Genomic DNA, 24,574 nt, shown 5'->3' on the forward strand with positions numbered 1-24,574 from the left:
GGGGTTCGCCATGTATCCGATGGAGTATTACGAGTTTTTTGTTAAATTCAATGAAGGGGACTATTACACGTGTCACGATCTGTTAGAAGAAATTTGGATGACGGATAAAGGAAATTTTTTTATTAAAGGGTTGTTGCAAATGACAGTCGCGCTCTATCATTACAGCTACGGCAACGTGAAAGGAGCGCGGCTCATGATGCAGGTGGCCGCTGATTATTTACAGCCATACCGTCCTTTTTATTGGGGAGTTCATGTGGACGAAGTATGTGCGTTTATTCAACGCTGTTTAGCGGTTATTCCAGCGGATATCGATCGCGTCGATTTTACAGCGGCGAATCAGCTTCCGCCGCTTCCAACGCTCATCTTATTTTTACATGACTAGCCCGTAGAGTGGAAGATTGTTTATAATGAAAAAGGTTAAACGGAAAGGAAGTGGTTTGATGTTTACTGTTATTCAAGAAATGCCGATCAATGCTACGCATGAAGCAATGGTAGTTGGCGTGTTTGAAAAAGAGCCTCTGTTTAGCGGGATTGTTGCGAAATGGAACGAGCAGTTGAACGGACAGTTGATGGAATTAGTGAACGAAGGAGATTTGTCGCCAAAGAAAAAACATGTGTCAAAAGTACATACGCTCGGACAAATGAACATCAAGCGCCTTTATTTTGTTGGCTTAGGAAAAGAAAGCGAATTGACGTTTGAACTGTTGCGAGAAGCGTTTGGCAAGTTGTTTAAAACGGTAAAAGGAGCGGCGTGGTCGGAAGTGGCCGTTGCATTAGACACGTTTACGACGGAACGGATAGATGCGAACGACGCGGCCCATGCGCTATCAGAAGCGTTTACCTTGGCGACGTACCAATTTGCCGGCTACAAGCAAAAAGGAAAAGAACAGGAGAAAAAAATCGAGCAGTTAACCGTTTATACGACAGCGGATCAAGAGGAGGTGGAGGCAAGTTTATTCGTTGGTTCTGTTTATGGGCGAGCAACGAACTCCGCACGAATGCTTGTAAATACGCCGAGCAATTTGTTAACAGCTTCTGCTTTAGCAGACTATGCGGTAAAATTGGCGAAAAAGTACAGTTTTGAATATGAAGTGCTAGAAAAAGCAGAGATGGAAAAGCTCGGAATGGGTGCGTTTTTGGCTGTCAATCAAGGATCGGTCGAACCGCCAAAAATGATCGTCTTAAAGTATCAAGGAAAAGAAACGTGGGAACATGTCATTGGTCTTGTTGGAAAAGGAGTGACGTTCGATACGGGTGGATACTCGATTAAGCCGAAAGACGGTATCGTTGGCATGAAAACCGATATGGCGGGAGCAGCGGCAGTGCTTGGCGCGATGGAAATTATCGGTGAACTTCGTCCAGAGCAAAACGTGATCGCGGTTATTCCAGCGACTGACAACATGATTAGTGGTGGGGCGTTTAAGCCAGATGATGTCGTCACCTCGATGAGCGGCAAAACGATTGAAGTGACGAATACGGATGCGGAAGGCCGCCTCATTTTAGCGGATGCGATCACGTATGCGAAGCAGCAAGGGGCCAATTACTTGATTGATGTAGCGACATTGACGGGTGGTGTAATCATTGCGCTCGGCGCTCATACAACGGGTGCAATGACGAACAATGAAGCGCTGTTTGAGCAAGTACTAGAAGCAGCGGCGGAAACAGGCGAGTTTATTTGGCGCTTGCCGATTACTGAAAAAGATAAAGAACGGGTGCGTAGTAGCGCCATCGCTGATTTAAACAACTCTCCTGGGCGGGAAGGCCATGCGATTATGGGCGCGGCATTTTTGGCAGAATTTGCGGAAGATACACCGTGGGTGCATCTTGACATTGCCGGTACATCAGTCACGACGAAAGAGCACGATCTCGGTCCGGCTGGTGCGACGGGTGTGATGGTTCGGACGCTTGCGACGTTAATCGAACGGTTTGAGCCGTAAAGAAAGCCGTCCTCGACGGACGGCTTTCTTTTTTTAAGAAATGTAAAGATAATGTAAATTTTATGTTAAGTTTTTTTAAATACATTGTAAATTCGACAATTATTGATAAAATAAGACAGGGTGGCTCAATATCAATACATAAATGGGGGTTTTTGTATGGTTTTTTCACCAAAGAAAAGAGATGTCTTTTTTGATTTATTATTTACGATCTCAGAAAACGTGAAAGAAGCCGCGCAATATTTTGTCGAATACAAAATTCAAAATATTAGCGATTTAAAAGAATTTGCGCGCGTAATGAAAGAGTATGAGAAAAAAGGCGATTCGTTCATTCACGAACTTGTCGTAGCGCTCAACAAGACGTTTATTACGCCAATCGAACGTGAAGACATTCACCAATTGGCGATGAAGATGGACGATGTTCTCGACGGGTTAGAGCAATGTTCTGCTCGCTTTGAAATGTTCTCGTTTACGGATATTGACGACCATATGGTGAAGTTTTTCGACAACATTTATCAGAGCACAATTGAAATTGCCGAAGCGCTAAAACTTCTAGCAAGCAAAAAATTGCTAGATATGCGTGTCCATGCGATTAAAATTAAAGATTACGAAACGAAATGCGACGAAATTTTACGCGCGTCGATTAAAAACTTATTTGTGACGCAAAAAGATCCGATCAAACTCATTCAATATAAAGAATTGTACGAGATGTTGGAAGAAATCGCAGATAGCTGTGAAGATGTAGCCAATACGATCGAAACGATTATTATGCGCAACGCGTAAAAGGGGATTATGCATTTATGGATACGGTGTTCATACTGACGGTTTTAGTGGTGATTTTTGCGTTAGCGTTTGACTTTATTAACGGCTTTCACGACACAGCGAATGCGATTGCGACATCGGTTTCGACAAGAGCGTTAACACCGCGTCAAGCGATCATTTTGGCAGCGACGATGAACTTGCTCGGGGCATTGACGTTTACCGGCGTAGCGAAAACGATTACGAAAGACATTGTTGATCCGTTTGCGTTGGAAAATGGCGGGGTTGTCATTTTAGCGGCACTGACGGCGGCGATTGCTTGGAACTTAATTACATGGTATTACGGGATTCCAAGTAGCTCGTCCCATGCGTTGATCGGTTCGGTTGCCGGTGCAGCTGTTTCAGCAGCAGGTTTGAATATTTTGAATTATGCTGGTTTCATAAAAATTTTGCAATCATTAATTGTTTCTCCGTTTCTTGCCTTTGGGGTAGGATTCGTTATTATGAGTTTGTTCCGTGTATTATTTAAAAATGCCAATTTATCCAAAACAACAAAGGGATTCCGGCTTTTCCAAGTAGTGACCGCAGCGATGCAAGCTTATACGCATGGAACGAACGATGCGCAAAAAGCGATGGGAATTATTACAATGGCTTTAATTGCAGGCAATTATCATACTTCGACGGAGATCCCAGAATGGGTGCGTTTTTCGGCAGCCATTGCGATGGGGCTTGGAACATCGGTCGGTGGTTGGAAAATTATTAAAACGGTCGGCGGGAAAATTATGAAAATCCGTCCGGTGAACGGGGCAGCGGCGGACTTGTCTTCGGCACTTGTTATTTTTGCGGCTACCACGTTTCATTTGCCAGTAAGTACGACTCACGTAGCCTCATCTTCTGTCATGGGAGTCGGTACGGCGCAACGCGTCAAAGGCGTTAAATGGGGAGTTGCCCAGCGCATCGTCATTACATGGATTGTGACATTGCCTGTTTCTGCGCTAATTGCAGGATTTGTTTATCAGCTATTTAAATTATTTATGTAAAAAGTGCATGCTTCGGCATGCACTTTTTTACGCTACGTATCGATTAGCAGCAGCGGTTTTTCGAATCGCTGCGTAAAAGCGCGGCGAAATAGCGCCAGCAATAATGGATAAAATCACGTCTTTTGGGAGCGGAACGAGCATCCAGCTCCAGGCGACGCTATAGGAAAATCCTTTCGGTGCTTCCGCCCAATATTTAAACGCAACATACATCCAGTTCGTGCCGACAACGTAGTTGACGACCATCCCGGCTAATGCTGCGGTAATAAAGCGGGCAAGCGAAGGACGTTCACCACCTTTTTCGATGATCCACCCTGTTACGTAAGCCGCGAAAATGAAGGAAACAATAAAGCCGAATGTCGGACCGGCAATCATGCCAAAGCCGCCGGAAAACTTCGCAAAAACAGGTGCACCGAAAAGCCCAACTAACATATAGACGACCATCGAGAGCGCGCCAAGACGGCGGCCTAAAATCGCCCCAGCTAAGACGCAAAAAAACGTTTGCAACGTAATTGGCACTCCGCCAACGACTAAAAACGGTGCCCATGACGTAATGTTGGCACCAATCGCCATCAACGCAGCAAACATGCCGGCAAGTGTAATGTCAAGCGCACGCAACCGCATATGTAAACCCTCCTTTTTTTATAGTTAACAGAATCGTACCGAACAACGTGTTCAATGTCAATGATGTTTTTGAATATTTTCCCTACTTATCAGGAAAAATAAACGGCGTATAGCGTTGAGAAAGGAGGAATCGGAATGGAACGGGAGAACAAAGCAAATGAAATCGAACGTGCCAACCAAATGGGGGCAAAGGAAGACTTCGTGCATGTGAGCGAGCGCAAAGAAGGGGATGATTTACGCAATGCATGGGAAGTAGGATTGAAGCAATTTCATTAAAAATAAGCTGTTTGGCGTACCAAACAGCTAAAAGATGTTCCAACGAAGTCCAATTACTAATTGACAACATCCCGCGGCAGCAGACGACGGCGACAACGTCAAGCGAATGCCGTCCGGATTGAAATAAATATCGACTTTTGAGCGAATGCCTAACGACTGAATCATTTGTTGTACTTGTTTCGTTTTTCCTGCTTGGGCGAGCGACATGATCGTAGTGGCAAACGATTTAGATTGGGCGAATTTCGCTAAAATGATGCTCGCGTCTTTCATAAGCAGCTGTGCGGTGGTAGCGGATTGGCTAAACAAGGCAGGATCGACCGGTGGGTATTGCCGAAAATAGTGAGGCGAGTAGAATCCAGGAAACGAGCCGTATATCATTTCCATCACTCCTTGCGTATTTTTTTATCACTATATGTAAAAAAAACAAAAAGAGCGAGCCGGAATTTTTTCCACTCACCCTTTTTTTCATTACATTAGATAACGGAAAAATAAATAGAAATGTGACAATAATAAAGCGACCAAAGTTAACGGTGCCCCGATTTTCAAAAAGTCCATATAGCTAAAGCCACGACCTTCACGAGAGGCGAGCCCCGCAACGATGACGTTGGCCGAAGCGCCAATCAATGTTCCGTTCCCACCTAGACATGCGCCAAGCGCCAGCGCCCACCATAACACATCAATTTGTGGCGAATCAGGCGATAATCCCATCCCAACCGCCATATCTTTAATAAGCGGAATCATCGTTGCGACAAACGGAATGTTGTCAATCGTCGCCGACGCAATGCCCGACACCCAAAGGATGAAATACGAAGCGACCGAAATATCGCCGCCTGTGACATCGAGCGCTTTTTCAGCCAAACTTTTAATGAGCCCGATATCAACAAGTCCGCCGACTAACGTAAATAAGCCGGCAAAAAAGAAAATCGTCACCCACTCGACGGAGGCGAACACGTCTTCCACTTCATGTTCATGTACGCCAATGACCATCAAAATAGTTGCACCGGTGATTGCGATGACCGCAGCATCGACATGAATGACGGAATGGAGAATGAAGCCTAAAATCGTTAAGATCAATACCGACACCGATTTTTTCAACAAGAGGGGATCTTTAATATAGTCCCTTTCATTGAGGCTCATCAGCTGCTCGATCAGCTTTGGATCGGATTTTAATTGCCGCCGGTAAAGAAATGCAAGAATCATAACGGTCACGACCATGATGATGAGTACAATCGGTGTTAGATTGATTAAAAAATCGTTAAAATCTAGATGCTTGTTCGCCGATCCGATCATAATGTTTGGTGGGTCGCCGATTAATGTGGCGGTTCCGCCAATATTGGAGGCTAGCACTTCCGAAATTAAATAAGGGACAGGATTGACGTGCAATATGCGTGTAATCGAAAACGTAACCGGAACAATTAATAGCACGGTTGTTACATTATCAAGAAATGCCGATAATACAGCTGTTAACAACGATAAAATCACTAAAATGCGTAGCGGTTGCCCTTTGGCTGCTTTGGCTGCTTTAATCGCTACATATTGGAAAAAACCGGATTTACTTGTAATGCTGACGAGAATCATCATACCGATTAAAAGCGTAATCGTTCCCCATTCAATGTGTTGGGTAAACGCTTTTTGCAAATCGACGATGCCGAAAATGACCATGCCTGCCGCACCGAGCAAAGCGATCACCGCACGGTTGATTTTTTCGGAAATAATAATCGCATATGTTGCTAAAAAGATGGCGATGGCCAAATAATATTGCATATTTGATACTTCTGTTGTTACTGTTTCATGCAACGGTCTTCACTCCTTTATTGAACCGTTTTGCCGCAAGACGGACAAAGCACACTCGGTAGGGTTTGGAGTCCTCTTACGTAAAAAGAAAACTGGCAGTCTGAACAAGTAAATTCCGTCAACCGGTCGATAAACAATTTGTTCGACGGGCGTTGCGGAATCGATGTGTCGACGATTTCGACATGGATATGTTCCCGCGAATCGTCTTCGGCGAGAACGAGTCCTTTCATATCTTCTTTTGTCCGCCAGCCTCCGTCGATTAAATGTTGCTGCAGCTGGCTGTGCGAAGAATGTTGGAGCATTTCTTCCGCCAGTTTCATATGTTGCTCGTTTGTTAAGGAAGTAAACGGCACACCCGTTTTTTTCTTTTCCCAGAACGCTTTTAATTGCTCTTCCGTGAAAATGAACGTGACAATTTTATGAATGACCACGTTTTTCAAGCACAATTCCCCCTTTTGTTGTAACACGTTTACCAAATATTATACCGTCTTTACGATATGTGCTCAAAACCATTTTTATTAACGTGTCTATTCGCCTTTTTTTCATATTTTCTGAAAAAAGTAAGTAAAACAATGGAATCTCGTGATATAATGAAAAAAAGTAAGTGCGATCGTGCCAAAAATAAGGAGAAAGGGGGATTACGGTGCAAGATCGTCCATATTTGTTTCTCGACCTTGAGTTTACGATGCCTGAAAATAAAACAAAGCCGAGCGGGTTTTTTCCGGAAATTATTGAAGTCGGTCTTGTCATGGTGATTAATGATCAAGTGCGTGAGCAATTTTCTGCGTATGTGAAACCAACTTATTTTCCGATTTTAACAGAACGGTGCAAAGCTTTCTTGAAGATTACCCAAACACAAATCGATGAAGGAATTTCGTTGATGGAGCTCGTTGACCGTTTAAAACAATATGACCAGCTTCGCCCGACCGTCATCACGTGGGGAAGCATGGACATGAAAGTGCTAAGGCATAATTGTTTGCAAGCCAATCTTCCGTTTCCGTTCACCGGGGAACAGCGCGATTTAGCGATGGAATATAAAATGTTTTTTGGCGAACGGAATCAGCCCGGCTTACGCAAAGCGGTTCAAGCATACGGAAAAGAAGGGGTTGGCAAGCCGCATTGTGCCCTCGACGATGCGTTTACGACGTATAATATTTTTAAACTAGTGGAGAAAGATAAAAAGTATTTATCCAAACCGGAGCAGCCGACGATCGGTGAGCGCGTCGATTTTAGCCAACTGTTGAAAAAATTTGCGTTATAGCTGGCCAAGTCACGCTGTTTAGTGGTTTGGCTTATTTGTTTTTGCTATAATAGATTGAGCAAATATTTTAAAGGTGAGAGGTTGACGAAGCAATGATTCATTATATACTGAATTTATTTTTATATTTTCCGGAAGATAAAAGAGAATATATTCCGGCCGCAATTACGAGTACGCTTTTTTTAATTGCCGCCATTTTGACGATGCGGCTCATTATAAAAATTTCGAAACGTCAAGAAGAAAAAGCGAAGCAGTTTGAAGAGCAACTGCGAAAAGAAAACATCATTCAAGATGAACAGTAGCCGTTTGAATATGTCCCTTTCTGGTAATACTGGATGAAAAAAGTGTTGCGGAAGGGGATTTTATGTGTAGACGAGTTTGTGTGTTGCTTACGGCAGTGGCGCTGATGAGCGGCTGTAAAGAAGCAAATCCGACCGAAATCAATGTCAAAATGATCAATAGCGCTGGCGACGTATTAGGAGCAGCGAAACTGTCGGAGCAGCCAAAAGGAGTTAAAATTACGTTGAATTTGGAGGGATTGCCGCCAGGAGAACATGCAATTCACATTCATGAAAAAGCAAGCTGCAAAAAACCAGATTTTCAATCGGCGGGAAGCCACTATAACCCAGAAGGAAAAAAGCATGGCTTGTTGCATCCGGAAGGTGCCCATGCTGGCGATTTGCCGAACTTGATCGTGAAAGAAGACGGAACGGTTAAAACGGAGCTATTAGCCCCACAAGTGACGTTGAAAGAAGGGAAAAGTACGCTATTAAAGAGAGACGGAACAGCTTTAGTTATTCACGCCGGCAAAGATGACGGAATGACGCAGCCAGCGGGCGATGCGGGCGGGCGCATTGCTTGCGGGGAAATTAAACAGTAGAAAGCTAGCGGCCTACTACATTTAGGCGGCTAGCTTTTTTCATCTACAGATCTTGTAAAGCCGTTTCGAGTCGGTGAAACGCTTCTTGCAATGTTTGTTGCGCGCAGGCGACGTTCAGGCGAATAAATCCTCGTCCTTCTTCGCCGAATTTGCTCCCCATTTCGACGGCGATTTTGCCTTTATGCAGAAGAAGCTGTTTGAGCTGCTGCTCTGGTATGCCAAGCTCGCGGCAATCGATCCAGACAAGGTACGTCGCTTCCGGACGAATCGGGCGCAGTTTTGGCAAAGAAGTGCCGAGAAACGAACACGTCCTATCGATGTTTTGCTGTATATATGCTAACAATGCATCGAGCCAATCACTGCCATGTCGGTAAGCGGCTTCCGCTCCGACAACGGCAAACGTATTTAACGTGAAAAAGCCTTGGCGCTGCTGAGCAGCGTCAAATTGTTTTTTCAGTTGTTTGTTTGGAATAATGATGCTCGCGCATTGCAGTCCCGCCAAATTAAATGTCTTTGTCGGCGCGACGCATGTCACACTGATGTCAGCGAACGCATCGTTGATCGATGCAAACGGCGTATGTTGAAAAAGTGGCAACGTCAAATCGGCATGAATTTCATCGCTTACGACAAGAACGTTATTTTCGACACAAAGCTCCCCTAGTGTCGTTAGTTCTTCCTTTCGCCAAACGCGTCCGCTTGGATTATGCGGGCTGCATAACAACAACATTTTTGCCCCTTTTAGTTTTTCACGTACATCCGTCCAGTCGATTTCATATGTTGCCTCTGTTAGTTGGAGCGAGCTTGTGACAAGTTCCCGTCCATTTTTTTGGACTAGCTGGAAGAGCGGCGGATAGACAGGAGAAAAAACGACGATGCGGTCGCCAGGTGACGTAAACGCCGTGATGGCCGTTGCGATCGCGGGAACGACGCCTGTAGAAAACGACATCCAATCTGGCTGGACCGTCCATTGGTGCCGAGTTTTTAGCCACTCACTGAGCGCTTCTTTTAATGAATGAGGAATCGCGGTATATCCGAACACCCCATGTCCGACTCGTTTGGCTATGGCTTCGATGACAGCAGGAGGCGCTTGAAAATCCATATCGGCTACCCACATCGGTAAGACATCTTTCACCCCAAAAAATCGTTCCGTTTCATCCCATTTTAACGAATGCGTATGTCTTCGTTCGATGACGTGATCAAATGAATACATCGTGAGTCTCCTTTCTTTATTTTGCGCATCGCGATCGCTTATAATTTTGCCATATTCTCTTTAAGGAAAGGGAGGAATCGCAACGGGTATGACAAAAACGAACCGCACATTGCTTGCGATCGTTCAACGTTGGGATCCGTTTAGTTATGGCGCGGATGCCTATGAGACAGAAGCGGTTGACGTTGTCCAAGCCGTCCATGAATATGATGATGCCGAAAAGCTTGCACGAAAAATTCAAGCTATTTATGAATTCTCGTTTGAACAAAAAATTCCTCTTAACGAATGCGTGGCGTTGGCGCAATTGTTATTGCTGATGAAATCTGAGTCGGAATGTACTTTGTAAAAAACGAAATTTTTTACGTGCAAATCGAGTGAAATTATGCGAAAATTCTAAAAAGGGAGGGATTGACGATGAAATTAACGGAAAAAGAATTGGAAATCGTCGAAATATTAGAAAATAATGCGCGCATACCTATTGAAACACTTGCGAAAATGACATCGTTGACCGTAGAGGAAACCGAAGTGATTTTAAAGAGACTGGAAGAAACAAAAGTCATTGTGCAATATGCTACGATCATTGATTGGCGCAAAGTCGACGGGCATGAAGGCGTCACTGCGATGATTGATGTGAAAGTCACGCCAAAGCGCGGCGTTGGATTTGATGAAGTAGCGGAGCGCATTTACCGTTTTCCGGAAGTTAAATCGGTCTACTTAATGTCCGGAGCGTATGACCTATCCGTCGTCATTGAAGGGCGTTCGATGGCGGAAGTGGCCCATTTTGTTTCGGAAAAGCTATCGACGCTTGATTCCGTTATTTCCACGACGACACATTTTATTTTGAAAAAATACAAACATGATGGCACGGTGTTTGACCAAGGAGATCAAGATCGTCGCATCGTGGTGGCGCCATGACACGGGCAACGAAAACGTACGTATCGGAAACGGTCAGTCGTCTACAGCCATCAGGTATTCGCCGCTTTTTTGATTTGGCGGCAAGCATGGAAGGCGTCATTTCGCTAGGAGTCGGGGAGCCGGATTTTGTGACGTCATGGAGCGTGCGCGAAGCGTGTATTTTGTCGTTAGAGCAAGGGTATACGTCATATACTGCTAACGCTGGTTTACTAGAGCTTCGTCAAGAAATTGCCGCTTATTTGTCGCGGAAATTTGGATTAGAGTATCGTCCGGAAAGTGAGTTGTTAGTAACGGTCGGTGCTAGCCAAGCGCTTGATTTGGCGTTAAGGGCGATTGTCAATCCGGGCGATGAAGTCATTGTCGTAGAGCCGAGCTTTGTATCGTACGGGCCGCTTGTGACATTGGCGGGTGGAGTGCCTGTATCGGTCCGGACGAACGGTGCGGACCAATTTAAGCTGCGCCCGCAACAAATTGAAGAAGTCATTAGTCCGAGAACGAAAGCACTTATTCTTTGCTCGCCGAACAATCCGACAGGAACGGTCTTAAACCGTGAGGACTTGGCGGCAGTTGCCCGCATTGTCGAAAAACACGATTTGCTTGTCATTTCTGATGAAATTTATGCCGAACTGACGTATGATGATCCGTACACAAGCTTTCCGGCCATTGAAGGGATGCGTGAGCGGACGATTTTAGTTTCGGGATTTTCGAAAGGGTTTGCGATGACCGGCTGGCGGTTAGGGTTTGTGGCTGCACCGGAAGCGCTATTGCAAGCGATGTTAAAAATCCATCAATATGCGATGATGTGCGCGCCGACGATGGCACAATACGGGGCGATTGAGGCGTTAAAAAATGGCGAGCATGATGTGGACGAAATGCGAAAAAGCTACCGGCGCCGCCGCAACTATTTCGTTCAGTCGTTAAACGACATCGGCTTATGCTGTCATTTGCCGGGCGGAGCGTTTTATGCGTTTCCATCCATTGCTGTCACGGGAATGACGTCTGAACAATTTGCCGAGCGGCTTTTAATAGAGGAAAAAGTAGCGGTCGTTCCCGGAAGTGTGTTCGGGAAAAGCGGTGAAGGCTATGTTCGCTGCTCATACGCGTCATCGCTTGAGCAGTTGCAAGAGGCGATTAAACGAATGAAGCGGTTTTTATCGCGGCTGCAATAGCGCGGTTTCCGCCACATTGTGGCGGAAACCGTTACGATTCTTTTCCGTATTTAATTTCATATATATAAGTTGAAATTTTGTTTTACATCCAGCGGATCACTTCACCACGTTATATCATATCGGTTTGTATTTAGATGAAAACGGAAACGAAAAATCGGAAATTCTTTATTGCAACTTATATAGCATTTGCATGACGCGCAAAAAATCTTCTTCGCTGAACTCTTTTGCTTTACGTAAAATGAGTTTCGCCCGCTTTACGCCGATTTCTTTTACGAGATGTTCAATTTCCGGGTCCATTCCTGAGGAGTTCATTTCTCGTTCCATTAACTCGGAAGCCGGGACATCAAGTACAGTGGAAAGCTTTAAAATCGTTTGCGTGTCGGGGATTTGTTCGCCGGATTCATACTTTTGGATGGTAGCGGTTCCAACGCGCACCTTTAACGCCAACTCTTGTTGACTCATCTTTCGCTGTTCCCGATACATTTTAATATTTTCGCCGATTGTACTCATATATAGACCTCCTCTTTTTCTATATTTCCATCATATCATGTTTTATTCATGAAACGGTGATTTTCCTCTCATTTCTTGAATTGTTGCGGAATTTGTCATAGCTTTTGCTTCCCTTCTCTCATAGTGATATAATATAAACAATTTCAGAAATAGGAGTGTTTTATTTGCCGAAGTTAGAAGCAGGTAGTATTGTGAAAGGAACGGTGACCGGCATTCAGCCGTATGGAGCATTTGTCGCTATTGACGACGATATACAAGGACTCGTGCATATTTCAGAAGTTTCCCATCAGTTCGTAAAGGATATACACGATTTTATTAAGGTGGGAGATGAAGTGACGGTCAAAGTGCTTTCCGTTGACGAAAAAGCGAAACGAGCGAGCTTGTCGATGCGGGCTGTGAAGGAAATGCTGGCCGTGAAAAACAAAACCCGTCAACCAAAATTAAAAGAAATCCCAGAAACAGCGGGTGGATTCCATATACTAAAAGAAAAGCTAAAAGAATGGATTGAACAATCGAAATACGAATAAAAAACACTCACCAAATCCGATGAGTGTTTTTTGATGTCTATCCTACCTTTAGGCAGTCGCCTCCGCTTTTCGTATTGTCTAGCTCCGAACGAACATCCTCCTCCGCTCCGCTTTCTCCGTTCGACGTGCACGCACGTCTTCGTCGAAAGCTTGTGCTTCCGTCGGATGTTTTCTTGACTTCGCCGAGAACCGCTCTTCGCTTTTCGTTATGTCCGCGATACTTTCGGTTCGGTGCGTCCAAGCTCTTCTGCTGGTTTGAATAAAAGTGCGAGATTGATTAATCCGGCAATGCCGATAATCCCGTAAATGATGCGGGAGATCATCGAGTTTTGCCCTCCGAAAATAGCTGCCACTAAATCAAATTGAAAGAAGCCGATTAAGCCCCAGTTAATCGCACCGATAATCGTAAGTAATAGTGCAATGCGTTGAAGTGCACTCATTGAGGATTCCTCCTTATAATTTTAAATCGTTCGCTTATAGATTGTATAATCGTGCTTAAAAGTATGCATCGTTTTCTTAAAAAGCAAATTGCTTTACATAAGAAGGGAAAAAGCACCATAATAAAAATGGAGTGCACTTTTATTTCAATGAATTGATGTGTAGCGTTACTCGTCTATTCGATCAACGAGTAGCGGAAAATAAGGAGGTAAGTCGATGCAAAACTTTATTTTTCGAAACCCGACGAAGTTAATTTTCGGAAAAGGGCAAATCGAGCAGTTAAAACAAGAAGTGCCACAGTACGGAAAACGTGTATTATTAGTGTATGGCGGCGGCAGCATTAAACGAAACGGATTGTACGATGAAGTGATGAATATATTGAAAGAAGTAGAGGCAGAAGTATTCGAACTTTCAGGTGTGGAGCCTAATCCGCGTCTGTCCACTGTTCGTAAAGGGGTGGAAATTTGTAAAAACGAGCAGATTGATTTCTTGTTAGCTGTCGGCGGCGGCAGCGTAATTGACTGCACAAAAGCGGTTGCTGCCGGCGCTAAATATGATGGCGACCCGTGGGATTTCATTACGAAAAAGACGACTGTTACCGAAGCGCTTCCGTTTGGTACGGTGTTAACGTTGGCGGCAACGGGATCTGAAATGAACTCCGGCTCTGTCATTACAAACTGGGAGACGAAAGAAAAATATGGATGGGGAAGTCCGGTGACCTTCCCGCAGTTTTCGATTTTAGACCCAACATACACATTGACCGTTCCGAAAGAGCATACGATTTACGGAATGGTGGATATGATGTCACACGTGTTTGAACAATATTTTCATCATACTCCGAACACTCCGTTGCAAGACCGCATGTGCGAAGCCGTATTAAAAACGGTTATCGAAACAGCGCCAAAGCTTGTAAACGACTTAGAAAACTACGAATTGCGAGAAACCATTTTATATAGCGGAACGATTGCATTAAACGGCTTTTTGCAAATGGGCGTGCGCGGCGATTGGGCGACACATAACATCGAACACGCGGTATCAGCTGTATACGACATTCCTCATGGGGGAGGACTGGCAATTTTATTCCCGAATTGGATGAAGCATGTGCTCGATGAAAATGTGGGACGCTTTAAGCAGTTAGCCGTTCGCGTTTTTGATGTCGATCCAACAGGAAAATCCGACCGCGATGTAGCGCTTGAAGGTATTGATAAGTTGCGTGAGTTCTGGTCAAGTATTGGCGCACCGTCCCGCTTAGCTGACTACGGTATCGGGGACGAACATTTGGAGTTAATGGCAGATAAAGCGATGGCTTTCGGCGAGTTCGGCAACTTCAAAAAATTAAACCGCGATGATGTATTGGCCATTTATCGAGCATCGTTATAGTGGCGCATCTATAAAAAAAGGGAGTTCTTTAGAGGAGCTCCCTTTTTTATAAAAATGTCAAAAATGTATCCGTTTTCGATGAGCCGGTCAGCTTGATTATCCTCGCTTGTTTCGCTAAAGTGTAAGAAGGTAAAATTTTTTTACTTGGAGGAACGAGTTTATGACACATATTCGTTTTGATTATTCAAAAGCATTATCTTTTTTTGGAGAACACGAGCTTACATATTTGCGTGATGCGGTGAAAGTTGCCCATCATTCTTTGCATGAAAAAACAGGGGCAGGCAACGATTTTTTAGGATGGATCGATCTTCCAGTTGAATACGATCGTGAAGAATTTGCTCGCATTCAACAAGCGGCGAAAAAAATCCAACAAGATTCGGATGTGTTGCTTGTCATTGGGATTGGCGGCTCTTATTTAGGGGCACGGGCAGCGATTGAAATGTTACACCATTCGTTTTATAACGCGCTTCCGAAAGAAAAACGCAACACGCCGCAAGTAATTTTTGTCGGTAACAATATTAGCTCGACATATATGAAAGACGTGATGGATCTATTAGAAGGCAAAGATTTCTCGATTAACGTTATTTCTAAATCAGGAACAACGACCGAGCCAGCGATTGCATTCCGCATTTTCCGCAAGCTGCTTGAAGAAAAATACGGAAAAGAAGAAGCGCGCAAACGCATTTATGCGACAACCGACCGTGCGCGCGGGGCGTTAAAGACGCTTGCGACGGAAGAAGGCTATGAAACGTTTATTATTCCAGACGATGTTGGCGGACGTTACTCAGTATTGACAGCAGTTGGTTTACTTCCAATTGCCGTGAGCGGTGCGAACATTGAAGAAATGATGAAAGGGGCAGCGCAAGCGCGCGAAGACTTCAGCAAATCCGAGCTCGAAGAAAATCCAGCATATCAATATGCGGCGGTTCGCAACATTTTATACAACAAAGGCAAAACGATTGAAATGCTCGTCAACTACGAACCAGCGCTACAATATTTCGCGGAATGGTGGAAGCAATTATTTGGAGAGAGCGAAGGAAAAGACCAAAAAGGCATTTTCCCAGCGTCAGCTAACTTCTCGACAGACCTTCACTCATTAGGTCAATATGTCCAAGAAGGCCGCCGCGATTTATTTGAAACGGTATTGAAAGTCGAAACGCCGCGCCATGAATTGGTTATCGAAGCAGAAGAAAACGATTTAGACGGCTTGAACTATTTAGCCGGAAAAACGGTCGATTTCGTGAATACGAAAGCGTTTGAAGGAACGTTGTTAGCTCATACAGACGGCGGCGTACCGAATTTAGTCGTGACATTGCCAAAATTGGATGAATATACGTTTGGCTATCTCGTCTACTTCTTTGAAAAAGCATGTGCGATGAGCGGTTACTTACTAGGTGTCAATCCGTTTGATCAACCGGGCGTCGAAGCTTACAAAGTCAACATGTTCGCGCTACTTGGTAAACCAGGGTATGAAGAGAAGAAAGCGGAGTTGGAGAAGCGGTTGAAATAAGAAAAGGGCTTTCCAGTGATGGGAAGCCCTTTTAATATCTCCGTTTTTAGGGCAACCTACGAAAAAAGGAGGTTGGTTGCGATGATTGAAATTCCATCGGCATTAGAAGGAAAAACGTTTCGTTTATATAAGCTAGAAGCGGAATTGAAGCCGCTCGGCTATGTGATTGGGGGAAATTGGGACTATGACCACGGTTCATTCGATTACAAAATCGATGACGAAAACGGCTATCAGTTTTTGCGCGTCCCGTTTGAAGCAGTAGACGGGCAGCTTGATTCGAACGGGACAACGGTGAAACTAGGGCGGCCGTATTTGCTTTCGCACCAATATCAAATCGGGCTTGATGATGACGTCCGTACCGGTAATATTGCTGCGACGTTTAACCAATTTGCCGAGCCGCAAGACCCAGACGCCCAGTTTCCAGAAAAATATATTAGCGTCGGTCAAGCGCTAGTAAAGCAATTAGAAGATAAGCTGCTTAACGCTTAACGACAAACAAGCGATCATGAGGCATAAGAACAAAATCGGGAGAAGGATTCAGAAGGGATGCTTCTCCCCGTACAATTCCGATCGGAAGAACTCGGTCTTCAATAAGCGCTTGACAGCTTTCGCGAAACGTTCGTCCAATCATTTCATCCGGTACTTCGACGATTTGCAAATAGCTTTCTTGCGATGAATGTAAAAATTGTTCAAACATTGTCGAAAAACCAGGGGATTGGATCGTGTGAATAAACGAAAAGCTTGCCAATGCGTTCGTTTGAATCATTTCGTCTGCACCAGCGCGCTTGGCGTTGGCGGCTTGTTGCGCCGTCAAAATTTCGACAATAGTATAAAGGGTAGGATGCAATCCTTTCATAGCAACGAGCGTTAAAATGGAGCTCATATCCGCCTCTGTTTCGTGTTTATGCGGATCAGCTGTAATGACGGCCATTTTCGCTTTCGCTATATTCGCTTTTTGCAAAACAGAATCGTACGTTGGATTTCCTTTAATAAAATGGATGTTTTTGTTTGCGATCGGCAACTTAGTAAGCGTTTCATCAATAATGACAAAGGAAGCAAGCGGCTGCCGTTCGGTTAATTGGCGTAACAATTCGCGCGTCCGTTCATTCCAACCAACGATGACTATATGTCCTTCTTTCGTATACGGAAGCTCTCCTTCTAGCAGCGTGTTTTCTTTCGATACCGCCGAAGCAGATAATGCCGCAAAATAGGCAGAAAGAAAACTTGTACCTACTAAAATAAGCGAAATCGCCACTAGTTTCCCCGTAAGTGTTTTTGGGACAAAATCGCCATACCCAACTGTTGCGGCGGTAACAATTGCCCACCAAACTCCGTCAAAAAATGAGCGATACGTGTTTGGTTCGATCACATGAATGACCCAGCCGAATACAACGATCATCAGCCCCCCAATCAGCAACATTCTTGCGACTAAAGGAAGACGGAAATAAGCGTATTTCATCCTATTTCGCGCAGGAGCCCCCCACTTCAACGACCAAAGGGAGTAAGTGGGGGAGGAATGCGCGTTCCCCCTTTCTTTTGTGTATGATATAATAAAGGCGTGGAGAAAACCGTTGAATAAAGGCACTCCAATAACTGCTACTCGATGTAGGGAGTTGGTTACAGGAAACGTTGTAACCGTAAAACATCGAGCGTAGGTCCGTCTGTTGTGTGTGGAAGTCAAGTACTGCCAACAGACACGCCGAGAGAATCGGTAACGATGCAGGCATGACCTGCGTCGTTGGGTAGTCGTCAACCTGCCCCTGATGCAACCCCAAGTCAAGGAAGGAGGACGAAGTCCGCTCGCACTTCTGGGGAGTTGCAAGCCCCCACTTCAAGCGTTAGCTAAGTGGGGGTAGTTGACGGTTCACCTCCTGTAGAATAGTTTGTGCTATTCTGTCGTTTTTTTGCATACTTTTTCCGGACTTGTTCATACTATGAGCGAACGATGAATAAGGGGGAATTTTCATGGATATGAATCGCGTCAAACAAATTGTTTCATCACCAGCGGATATTCCTGTCCATTACCATGGGGTGTCCGTATGGATTGACAGTTATAATGAGCAAAGGCAAACAGCAACCGTCCATATGCGTGACGGTCATCTTCGGGAGACGCGGGAAGTTCCGATCGCCGAATTAGAAGAAGGAAACGCCTAAATGGGGCGTTTTTTTCTTGTAAAAGAAAGTTTTCTAGCAATATTGTTTAAAATGTATGATAATACAACTAGGAAAGAGGTGAAAAATGATGGAGAAAGTAGGGCGAAACGATCCTTGCCCATGCGGAAGCGGAAAAAAATATAAACACTGTTGTGAAAAAAAGCAAGACGTCGTATTTCTCAATGAAGTGATTACTCAAGAAGCGATTCAGTTGCAACAAGAGTTATTTCAGTATGCACTAACTAACTACGAAGAAGTATTAGGTGATTTTATCGCGCAACGAATTCGTCATCTGCCCGTCGTTGATGATGAATGGCAAGAAACGTTTATGCTGTATGTGACGCAATGGGCAATATTTTGCGCACCGCTATTGAACGGAAGAACCATTGTGGAGCATTATATGCAGACGCGCGGTTCAAAAATTAAACGTGCAAGTGTACGCAGCCTTTTACGATCATGGACTAATGAAGTCCCGTCATTTGCTCGGGTGGTGGAACGGGAAAACTCGGATCTTATCGTTGTAGAAGATATTTTTACAGGGGAACGGAAACGAGTAACGTTACAGATGGACGATACGGAGATAGAAGCAGGAAATTTAATCGTCGGTTTTCTCGTATCGCTCGGGTCGACGTACACCTTCTTTCTCTCTGTTTTAGAGCTGGAAAAAAGAAAAGCAGAGATGGTTACCAATGTATTGCAAACAAAATACAAAGAGGCAAATCAGCCTGTTCGCGAGTTTTTAGCTTCCTCGTTCCCTGAATTGTTGCATGAATGTTTTGAACCATTGCTTCCTGATGAGGTGGAAGTAGAAGATCTCCAGTGGGATCACCCGATCCATCAACATACAGCATATCTTTTAAAAGAAAATATGGATCGTTTGCATGAGCAACGTCCGTTGACGAACATGGCGCTCATCTTATGGCGCACGTATTGCGGATTAGTGAATCCGACGATAAAAAAACCGGAATTGTATGCGGCGGCGCTTCATTATTTAACAGTGGTGACGTTTTTCCCGTATAAGGTAGCTACCCAAAAAGAAATTGCTGAACATTATGGAGTATCAAGCAGCAGCTTGTCAGCGAAATATCGCGAGATGGAAGAAATTCTCGCCGATTTCATGCAACAAATGTATGAAAAGATGGAAGAGCTTGATCTCGACGATTTCGATTGGGACGACGAAGACGAGTGGGATGACGAATTTGGTTCTTTCTCGCCGTTTCAGCACTCTCGAATAGAAATGGAACGGGAATTGCGCAAAATTGATCGCATCATGCAAGAAAAAGAGTTTTCATCGATCGAAGAAGCCAATCGATATATCCAATCCGCTCTTAATAGTGGTGAAACGCCGACCGTGCCCCTTTCGCCAAAAGATGAAGCGCAAGAATTATTATATCAAGCGTTTGAAGAAATGAGCCGCAAAAAGCGGATGGAACTTGCCCGTCAAGCGTTGAAGCTGTATCCAAATAGCCCAGACGCTTACAACATTTTAGGAGATGAAGCAGCCACGCTGGAAGCGGCGGCGGATTATTACAAAAAAGGAATAGAAGCGGGCGAAAAAGATCTCGGCAAGCGGTTTTTCCGTGAAAATAAAGGGCATTTTTGGGGAATTGTCGAAACGCGGCCATATATGCGGGCAAAAGCGAACTATGCGCAAACGCTTTGGCAATTAGGGGAAAAAGAAAAAGCGGTAGAACAGTATGAACAGCTACTGCAATTAAACCCAAACGACAACCAAGGTATTCGTTACCTTCTGCTCCCTGCTTATATTGAATTAGGGAAATATGATCAAGCAGAAGAGCTGATTGACCAATACGATGAACCGACGGCGTTAATGACTTATAACCGGCTGCTTGTCTCGTATTTGAAATACGGGCTTCATGAGGAATTGGAAGATTTGTTGGATGAAGCGATGATCGCCAATCCGCATGTTATTGATTATTTACTGAAAAAGAAGCGTTTGCCGAAAGAAGATCCGCTCTTTTTTGGGTTTGGTGACGAAACAGAAGCGGCTATGTATGCAAAAGAGCATTTTCATCTATGGCAACAGGAACGAGAGCTGCTTGATTGGCTGCGGACGATGGCTCGCTCTCTACACAAAAAATAACGCGGCCTAAACGAAACGCAAGCGCTTGTTGCATTTTTCATGGACATGTTTTTTATTCGTGAGGGGGAGTGGAAAGATGATGATCCGGGACGCAAAACGCGAAGATTTGTCAGCAATTGTCGATATATACAACGAAACGATTCCAACTAGAATGGTAACGGCCGACCTCGAACCGGTGTCGGTCGAGAGCCGGGAAAAATGGTTTTCGGAACATTCTCCTGAACGCCCGTTATGGGTGGTCGAACAAGACGGGCAAGTATGTGCATGGCTGAGTTTTCGTTCCTTTTATGGGAGACCTGCTTATCGCCATACAGCGGAAATCGGCATTTATATTTCAGAAACGCATCGCGGAAATGGGATCGGCAAACAACTGCTACAAAAAGCGATTGATGAATGTCCGAACTTGCAAATTAAAACGTTATTAGGATTTATTTTCGCGCATAACGAACCGAGCTTGCGGCTTTTTTCTCGCTTCGGATTTGAAAAATGGGGGCATTTACCGAGAGTGGCTGAACTAGACGGAGTCGAGCGGGACTTAATCATCATGGGCAAACGAATCGGATAACGATACTACTATGTAAATTGTCGATACTCAGTTGAAGGCAACCGAACTCGTCAACAACCCCGGAAAAAACGCTCGTTTCAAACAAAAAAACCCTTGCGCAGCAAGGGTTTTTTTCAATGGAGCATACCGGGCTCGAACCGGTGACCTTCGCGCTGCCAGCACGACGCTCTCCCAACTGAGCTAATGCCCCGTATGCAATCTAATTTTTATTATATTTATCTTTGTGCATTTTGCAAGATGAACCATTCTACAAAATACATTGTAATTAGAATTATATACCAGTAGACAAAATTCGACAAAATATGATATGATGTTGACGTCCATAGAATAGTAGGTTTCCCTTACGTTTTATGCGTAAGGGGCTTTTTTTACCTAAAAAACAAAGTCGATTTTTGTCGATTTTTTATAAAAATATCTAGACAAAATTCGACAAAATATGATATGATCAAACTGTCCATAGAATAGTAGGTTTCCCTTGCGTATTAATGTGACGCAAGGGGCTTTTTTTTAAAGAATTTCGATCTCGACATTGGTAACAGAAGGAATGTTACGAATGGAATAATACACATCTGTAGCCGACTGTTTTTGGTTGACGGCAACTTTAAGTTTCAACAGATGATGTTTTTCGTCTATGTCTTTAATGTGAAACGTTTTAATGTCGATAGTTTGTTGTCGAATGGCGGTAATGACGTCGTCAATCTTTTCTGCACGAGAAATGGTAAGTTGCAACACAATTTCTTTTTCTCGTAGTTGTTTCGGTCCAAAAAGGGCGGTGAGCAATGGGATGAGTTCGACGCTCACGATCAACAAGGCTACGCTTAAAATAGCTTCCCAATAAAATCCTGCCCCAACGGCAATACCAATACCTGCTGCTCCCCATATTAAAGCTGCTGTCGTCAAGCCAGAAATGCTGTCATTTCCACGTCGCAAAATAACCCCTGCGCCTAAGAAGCCGATGCCGGAAACGATTTGCGCTGCTAGACGAAGTGGGTCCATCGTAATATGGTCTTTTAAAGGAAATATGTAGGCTGATTCGATAGACACGATCGTTAATAAACAGCTCACGATGGAAATGACTAAACACGTTTTCAACCCCACTGGCTTTCGTTTTAATTCCCTCTCTAGACCAATCACAAGTCCTAATACCGCAGAAACGCCTAGCTTTATAAAAAGATGAAAATCCATATTTTTCCCCTCTTTTAGTTTAATCGGTGTTATAATCATTATAAAACGTTTAGCGAGAGGTGGGCTATGCAATCATCGAATTTATTGAAACCGTACATCGCAATTGCGATCGGAGCACTGTCTGTGTCAACATCAGCTATTCTTGTAAAATGGGCGCAAGCCCCGGCGGCGGTGATAGCGTTTTATCGGCTCTTTTTTACCGTTTTGTTTATGACCCCGTTCTTCATTCCGTATTTGAATGAGTGTCGGAAAATTTCGAAAAGGGATTGGTTGCTTTCTATTGCTTCTGGAATTTTATTAGCTTTCCATTTTATTCTTTGGTTCGAGTCATTGAACTATACGTCAGTGACTAGCTCTGTCGTACTTGTCACGCTACAACCGTTGTTTGCATTTGTTGGCGGCTATGTCTTTTTTAAAGAAAAGTTGACCGTTAGCGCTTTTTTTAGCGGATTGCTTGCTATTTTAGGTAGCGTGATTATTAGCTGGGGGGACTTCCGAATCAGTGGGGAAGCGTTATTCGGCGATGTATTGGCGCTGCTTGCTTGCGCGATGGTAACGGGATATTGGTTAGTCGGTCAAGAACTACGAAAACGATTATCACTGATGACTTATACGTACGTTGTATACGGCGTTAGCTCGCTTACGCTACTTGTCTATTCCCTTGTTTTTCGCTATCCGTTGCTAGCTTATCGGAAAACCGATTGGATTTGTTTTATTTTGCTGGCGATTGTGCCGACCTTGTTAGGGCACTCATTGATGAATTGGTCGGTCAAATGGCTAAGTGCTGCCACCATTTCGATGAGCATTTTATTTGAACCGGTCGGCGCGGCGATTTTAGCTTATTTTTTGCTTGGTGAAATCATTCAGCCGCTACAATGGATCGGCGGGATATTAATTTTAACCGGCATTGGAACGTATTTATGGGGTGAGAATCGAAAAAAACCGCTACCTATACAAGAAAGTGGATGAACCGATTGTTCCGATGATTATTTTATTTCGTCCGACGGAAACTTGCTGTTGCACCGTGGAGCGGACGAAGGTCGATAAATACCGAAAATCGATTCGGGTCGTTTGCTCTAATAAATAGGCGGATTTTTAGCAGCAGGTTTTCGTCGTTTGTTTAGCGCTGCAATCACTTCTTCTTTTGTTTTGATGCCGATTCCGTGTCCGTAGTAAAGCTCGTCGCCTAAGTAAATGGTATTTTCTCCTTGCCATTGCGGCATCGATGGGTCTATATCCGGGTTTTTAAAATAAAGACAGTCACCGGGGATATAATCGTCCCCGTTTTTTGTTTTGATCTTTAAATCTTGGTCCGTATGCCAATCGTACAATAAAAGATCCGCAAACAGCTGGTCGAATATTTCAATTTTTATCGTATCTAACACAGCTTTATAAAAAACAATAACGATGGCGGTCGCGCACTCAAACGCATACAGCTGGCTATTTGCGAAAATGTCGTTAATGGCGGCGCTAGGAGCGATTCCCTGTTTTAACTCGAACCCTCCTAATCGATTTCGTTGCCAATATTGTTCATTACATTTGGAAAAACGAAAAATTGTAAACCGCGCTTTGCTTTTGGCTAGCTGAATGGCTGTGTGAAGAATGCGCTCACGCAAAATTAATTCAAACTGAAGCTGTTGCTCATTTTCGTACGTATAAATTTGTTTTTCTTTCAATAACGCTTCAAAAATCATCGTCTGTTCTTTTGATAAAGAAGTGTGAGAAAAAAGCTGGCTATCCACAACAGTACGTTGAATTCGAATCATAGTTATCCACTCCTTTAAATAATCTGAACGGAAATTATCCACTTGTTGTGAATAAAACGAGAAAGATTATCCCGATTCTGTGTATAAGGTAGGCAGTTATTGAATTATAAAGGGAGTTATTTGTGGGTAAATATTGTTGATTATGTTGATAACTTGTTAATAGTTTGTGTAATACTGAATTTTAAAAAAATAAAGCAACATTGTTACACTATAATAATTGGAGTGATTGGTTTCGTACGTTGATTGGTCAGTGGCAATAGTTTGTTCGTTAAGGTGAAGAGGTTTATAAATTGTCAAGCGTGTTGATTATATCTATGCTTCTTGGCAGTGATTTATGTTGTTGGAAGAAAAAACATAAAAAAAGGTGTTGCATTTTTTAAAACTACATGATAAATTATTAAACGTCGCTGCTGAACAGCGATAAAGCGAAAAAATGAAAATAAGTTGACAAGCACTTTTTGAATGTGTTAGTATAAAAAAGCCGTTTTTAAGGCGGAATGTTCTTTGAAAACTGAACAAAACGAAGCGTCCTCGTGAATGAACGAGTGAAAATGATGAGTTTGGAATAAAACTTTCTATGGA

Annotated in this window: 29 protein-coding genes and 1 tRNA gene; 19 read left to right on the forward strand and 11 right to left on the reverse strand. The window is 43.8% G+C overall.

Features of this window, described 5'->3' with window-relative positions; genetic code table 11:
- The first annotated feature begins 10 nt into the window (after window positions 1–10).
- The 4 genes from M4I42_RS11975 to M4I42_RS11990 all read left to right on the forward strand — a co-directional run bounded on the left by M4I42_RS11975 (window position 11) and on the right by M4I42_RS11990 (window position 3,733).
- Window positions 11–382 carry a DUF309 domain-containing protein gene (locus tag M4I42_RS11975; protein ID WP_268852397.1) on the forward strand — a complete coding sequence of 124 codons (372 nt, stop codon included), beginning with the start codon at window positions 11–13 and terminating at the stop codon, window positions 380–382.
- A 58-nt stretch (window positions 383–440) separates the two neighbouring features.
- Complete coding sequence (locus M4I42_RS11980) at window positions 441–1,937, forward strand: leucyl aminopeptidase (RefSeq protein ID WP_268852374.1); 1,497 nt, start codon at window positions 441–443, stop codon at window positions 1,935–1,937.
- 156 nt (window positions 1,938–2,093) lie between these two features.
- The gene (locus M4I42_RS11985) at window positions 2,094–2,717 is read left to right on the forward strand and encodes a DUF47 domain-containing protein (protein ID WP_268852375.1); all 624 of its coding nucleotides are present in this window, start codon (window positions 2,094–2,096) and stop codon (window positions 2,715–2,717) included.
- Between the two features lie 17 nt (window positions 2,718–2,734).
- Window positions 2,735–3,733: an inorganic phosphate transporter gene (locus M4I42_RS11990; RefSeq protein ID WP_268852376.1), complete on the forward strand. Its 999-nt coding sequence runs from the start codon at window positions 2,735–2,737 to the stop codon at window positions 3,731–3,733.
- Window positions 3,734–3,760: 27 nt separating this feature from the next.
- Here M4I42_RS11990 and M4I42_RS11995 read toward each other — a convergent pair whose 3' ends face one another.
- On the reverse strand, window positions 3,761–4,354 hold the full coding sequence (locus tag M4I42_RS11995; RefSeq protein WP_268852377.1) for a biotin transporter BioY: 594 nt from the start codon (window positions 4,352–4,354) through the stop codon (window positions 3,761–3,763).
- Window positions 4,355–4,489: 135 nt separating this feature from the next.
- Between M4I42_RS11995 and M4I42_RS12000 the strand changes: the two genes are divergently transcribed.
- Entirely contained in the window at window positions 4,490–4,630 is a 141-nt protein-coding gene (locus tag M4I42_RS12000) for a hypothetical protein (protein ID WP_268852378.1), read from the forward strand.
- Window positions 4,631–4,657: 27 nt separating this feature from the next.
- Here M4I42_RS12000 and M4I42_RS12005 read toward each other — a convergent pair whose 3' ends face one another.
- The 3 genes from M4I42_RS12005 to M4I42_RS12015 all read right to left on the reverse strand — a co-directional run bounded on the left by M4I42_RS12005 (window position 4,658) and on the right by M4I42_RS12015 (window position 6,855).
- A complete protein-coding gene (locus tag M4I42_RS12005) occupies window positions 4,658–5,008 on the reverse strand; it encodes a hypothetical protein (RefSeq protein WP_268852379.1) in 351 nt (116 codons plus the stop codon).
- Between the two features lie 90 nt (window positions 5,009–5,098).
- The gene (locus M4I42_RS12010) at window positions 5,099–6,394 is read right to left on the reverse strand and encodes an ArsB/NhaD family transporter (protein WP_268852398.1); all 1,296 of its coding nucleotides are present in this window, start codon (window positions 6,392–6,394) and stop codon (window positions 5,099–5,101) included.
- A gap of 47 nt (window positions 6,395–6,441) precedes the next feature.
- Window positions 6,442–6,855: a hypothetical protein gene (locus tag M4I42_RS12015; RefSeq protein WP_268852399.1), complete on the reverse strand. Its 414-nt coding sequence runs from the start codon at window positions 6,853–6,855 to the stop codon at window positions 6,442–6,444.
- 212 nt (window positions 6,856–7,067) lie between these two features.
- On the opposite strand from M4I42_RS12015, the gene kapD reads away from it, so the two are divergent.
- From kapD to M4I42_RS12030, 3 genes are all read left to right on the forward strand, one after another.
- Window positions 7,068–7,685: a 3'-5' exonuclease KapD gene (gene kapD, locus M4I42_RS12020; RefSeq protein ID WP_268852380.1), complete on the forward strand. Its 618-nt coding sequence runs from the start codon at window positions 7,068–7,070 to the stop codon at window positions 7,683–7,685.
- A 92-nt stretch (window positions 7,686–7,777) separates the two neighbouring features.
- A complete protein-coding gene (locus M4I42_RS12025) occupies window positions 7,778–7,984 on the forward strand; it encodes a hypothetical protein (RefSeq protein ID WP_183253097.1) in 207 nt (68 codons plus the stop codon).
- Window positions 7,985–8,046: 62 nt separating this feature from the next.
- Complete coding sequence (locus tag M4I42_RS12030) at window positions 8,047–8,562, forward strand: superoxide dismutase family protein (protein ID WP_268852381.1); 516 nt, start codon at window positions 8,047–8,049, stop codon at window positions 8,560–8,562.
- Between the two features lie 43 nt (window positions 8,563–8,605).
- Here M4I42_RS12030 and M4I42_RS12035 read toward each other — a convergent pair whose 3' ends face one another.
- A complete protein-coding gene (locus M4I42_RS12035) occupies window positions 8,606–9,772 on the reverse strand; it encodes a MalY/PatB family protein (RefSeq protein ID WP_268852382.1) in 1,167 nt (388 codons plus the stop codon).
- 88 nt (window positions 9,773–9,860) lie between these two features.
- Here M4I42_RS12035 and M4I42_RS12040 point away from each other — a divergent pair, with 88 nt between their 5' ends.
- From M4I42_RS12040 to M4I42_RS12050, 3 genes are all read left to right on the forward strand, one after another.
- A complete protein-coding gene (locus M4I42_RS12040; protein ID WP_268852383.1) occupies window positions 9,861–10,115 on the forward strand; it encodes a DUF1871 family protein in 255 nt (84 codons plus the stop codon).
- A 68-nt stretch (window positions 10,116–10,183) separates the two neighbouring features.
- Window positions 10,184–10,684, forward strand: a complete 501-nt coding sequence (locus tag M4I42_RS12045; RefSeq protein WP_268852384.1) for an Lrp/AsnC family transcriptional regulator — start codon at window positions 10,184–10,186, stop codon at window positions 10,682–10,684.
- The gene (locus M4I42_RS12050; protein WP_268852385.1) at window positions 10,681–11,853 is read left to right on the forward strand and encodes an aminotransferase; all 1,173 of its coding nucleotides are present in this window, start codon (window positions 10,681–10,683) and stop codon (window positions 11,851–11,853) included. Before M4I42_RS12045 ends, M4I42_RS12050 begins: the two co-directional genes overlap by 4 nt.
- Before the next feature lie 165 nt (window positions 11,854–12,018).
- Here M4I42_RS12050 and M4I42_RS12055 read toward each other — a convergent pair whose 3' ends face one another.
- A complete protein-coding gene (locus M4I42_RS12055; RefSeq protein ID WP_268852386.1) occupies window positions 12,019–12,363 on the reverse strand; it encodes a helix-turn-helix domain-containing protein in 345 nt (114 codons plus the stop codon).
- 164 nt (window positions 12,364–12,527) lie between these two features.
- On the opposite strand from M4I42_RS12055, the gene yugI reads away from it, so the two are divergent.
- Window positions 12,528–12,890, forward strand: a complete 363-nt coding sequence (gene yugI, locus M4I42_RS12060; RefSeq protein WP_268852387.1) for a S1 domain-containing post-transcriptional regulator GSP13 — start codon at window positions 12,528–12,530, stop codon at window positions 12,888–12,890.
- Window positions 12,891–13,096: 206 nt separating this feature from the next.
- Here the strand turns inward: yugI and M4I42_RS12065 are convergent, their stop codons facing one another.
- Window positions 13,097–13,330, reverse strand: coding sequence for a DUF378 domain-containing protein (locus M4I42_RS12065; protein WP_268852388.1), 234 nt, complete (start codon window positions 13,328–13,330; stop codon window positions 13,097–13,099).
- Window positions 13,331–13,544: 214 nt separating this feature from the next.
- Between M4I42_RS12065 and M4I42_RS12070 the strand changes: the two genes are divergently transcribed.
- The 3 genes from M4I42_RS12070 to M4I42_RS12080 all read left to right on the forward strand — a co-directional run bounded on the left by M4I42_RS12070 (window position 13,545) and on the right by M4I42_RS12080 (window position 16,707).
- Window positions 13,545–14,708 (forward strand): iron-containing alcohol dehydrogenase, encoded by a 1,164-nt coding sequence (locus M4I42_RS12070; RefSeq protein ID WP_268852389.1) that lies wholly within the window; start codon window positions 13,545–13,547, stop codon window positions 14,706–14,708.
- A 160-nt stretch (window positions 14,709–14,868) separates the two neighbouring features.
- Complete coding sequence (locus M4I42_RS12075) at window positions 14,869–16,218, forward strand: glucose-6-phosphate isomerase (protein ID WP_268852390.1); 1,350 nt, start codon at window positions 14,869–14,871, stop codon at window positions 16,216–16,218.
- Between the two features lie 81 nt (window positions 16,219–16,299).
- Window positions 16,300–16,707, forward strand: a complete 408-nt coding sequence (locus M4I42_RS12080; protein ID WP_268852391.1) for a YugN-like family protein — start codon at window positions 16,300–16,302, stop codon at window positions 16,705–16,707.
- Here the strand turns inward: M4I42_RS12080 and M4I42_RS12085 are convergent.
- The gene (locus tag M4I42_RS12085; RefSeq protein ID WP_268852392.1) at window positions 16,697–17,677 is read right to left on the reverse strand and encodes a potassium channel family protein; all 981 of its coding nucleotides are present in this window, start codon (window positions 17,675–17,677) and stop codon (window positions 16,697–16,699) included. The genes M4I42_RS12080 and M4I42_RS12085 overlap by 11 nt on opposite strands.
- Window positions 17,678–18,183: 506 nt before the next feature.
- Here M4I42_RS12085 and M4I42_RS12090 point away from each other — a divergent pair.
- The 3 genes from M4I42_RS12090 to M4I42_RS12100 all read left to right on the forward strand — a co-directional run bounded on the left by M4I42_RS12090 (window position 18,184) and on the right by M4I42_RS12100 (window position 21,041).
- The gene (locus tag M4I42_RS12090; protein ID WP_183253112.1) at window positions 18,184–18,372 is read left to right on the forward strand and encodes an H-type small acid-soluble spore protein; all 189 of its coding nucleotides are present in this window, start codon (window positions 18,184–18,186) and stop codon (window positions 18,370–18,372) included.
- An 85-nt stretch (window positions 18,373–18,457) separates the two neighbouring features.
- Complete coding sequence (locus tag M4I42_RS12095) at window positions 18,458–20,476, forward strand: SEC-C metal-binding domain-containing protein (protein ID WP_268852393.1); 2,019 nt, start codon at window positions 18,458–18,460, stop codon at window positions 20,474–20,476.
- Between the two features lie 79 nt (window positions 20,477–20,555).
- On the forward strand, window positions 20,556–21,041 hold the full coding sequence (locus M4I42_RS12100; RefSeq protein ID WP_268852400.1) for a GNAT family N-acetyltransferase: 486 nt from the start codon (window positions 20,556–20,558) through the stop codon (window positions 21,039–21,041).
- A 117-nt stretch (window positions 21,042–21,158) separates the two neighbouring features.
- On the opposite strand, the gene M4I42_RS12105 is transcribed toward M4I42_RS12100, so the two are convergent.
- Window positions 21,159–21,231: transfer RNA gene (locus tag M4I42_RS12105), tRNA-Ala, on the reverse strand.
- 317 nt (window positions 21,232–21,548) lie between these two features.
- On the reverse strand, window positions 21,549–22,226 hold the full coding sequence (locus tag M4I42_RS12110; protein ID WP_268852394.1) for an MgtC/SapB family protein: 678 nt from the start codon (window positions 22,224–22,226) through the stop codon (window positions 21,549–21,551).
- Window positions 22,227–22,292: 66 nt separating this feature from the next.
- Here M4I42_RS12110 and M4I42_RS12115 point away from each other — a divergent pair, with 66 nt between their 5' ends.
- Window positions 22,293–23,195 carry a DMT family transporter gene (locus M4I42_RS12115; RefSeq protein WP_268852395.1) on the forward strand — a complete coding sequence of 301 codons (903 nt, stop codon included), beginning with the start codon at window positions 22,293–22,295 and terminating at the stop codon, window positions 23,193–23,195.
- Between the two features lie 107 nt (window positions 23,196–23,302).
- Here the strand turns inward: M4I42_RS12115 and M4I42_RS12120 are convergent, their stop codons facing one another.
- Entirely contained in the window at window positions 23,303–23,992 is a 690-nt protein-coding gene (locus M4I42_RS12120) for a protein-glutamine gamma-glutamyltransferase (RefSeq protein ID WP_268852396.1), read from the reverse strand.
- Window positions 23,993–24,574 lie beyond the last annotated feature (582 nt).

It is taken from the genome of Anoxybacillus sp. J5B_2022 (assembly GCF_026847645.1).
Lineage (GTDB): Bacteria > Bacillota > Bacilli > Bacillales > Anoxybacillaceae > Anoxybacteroides.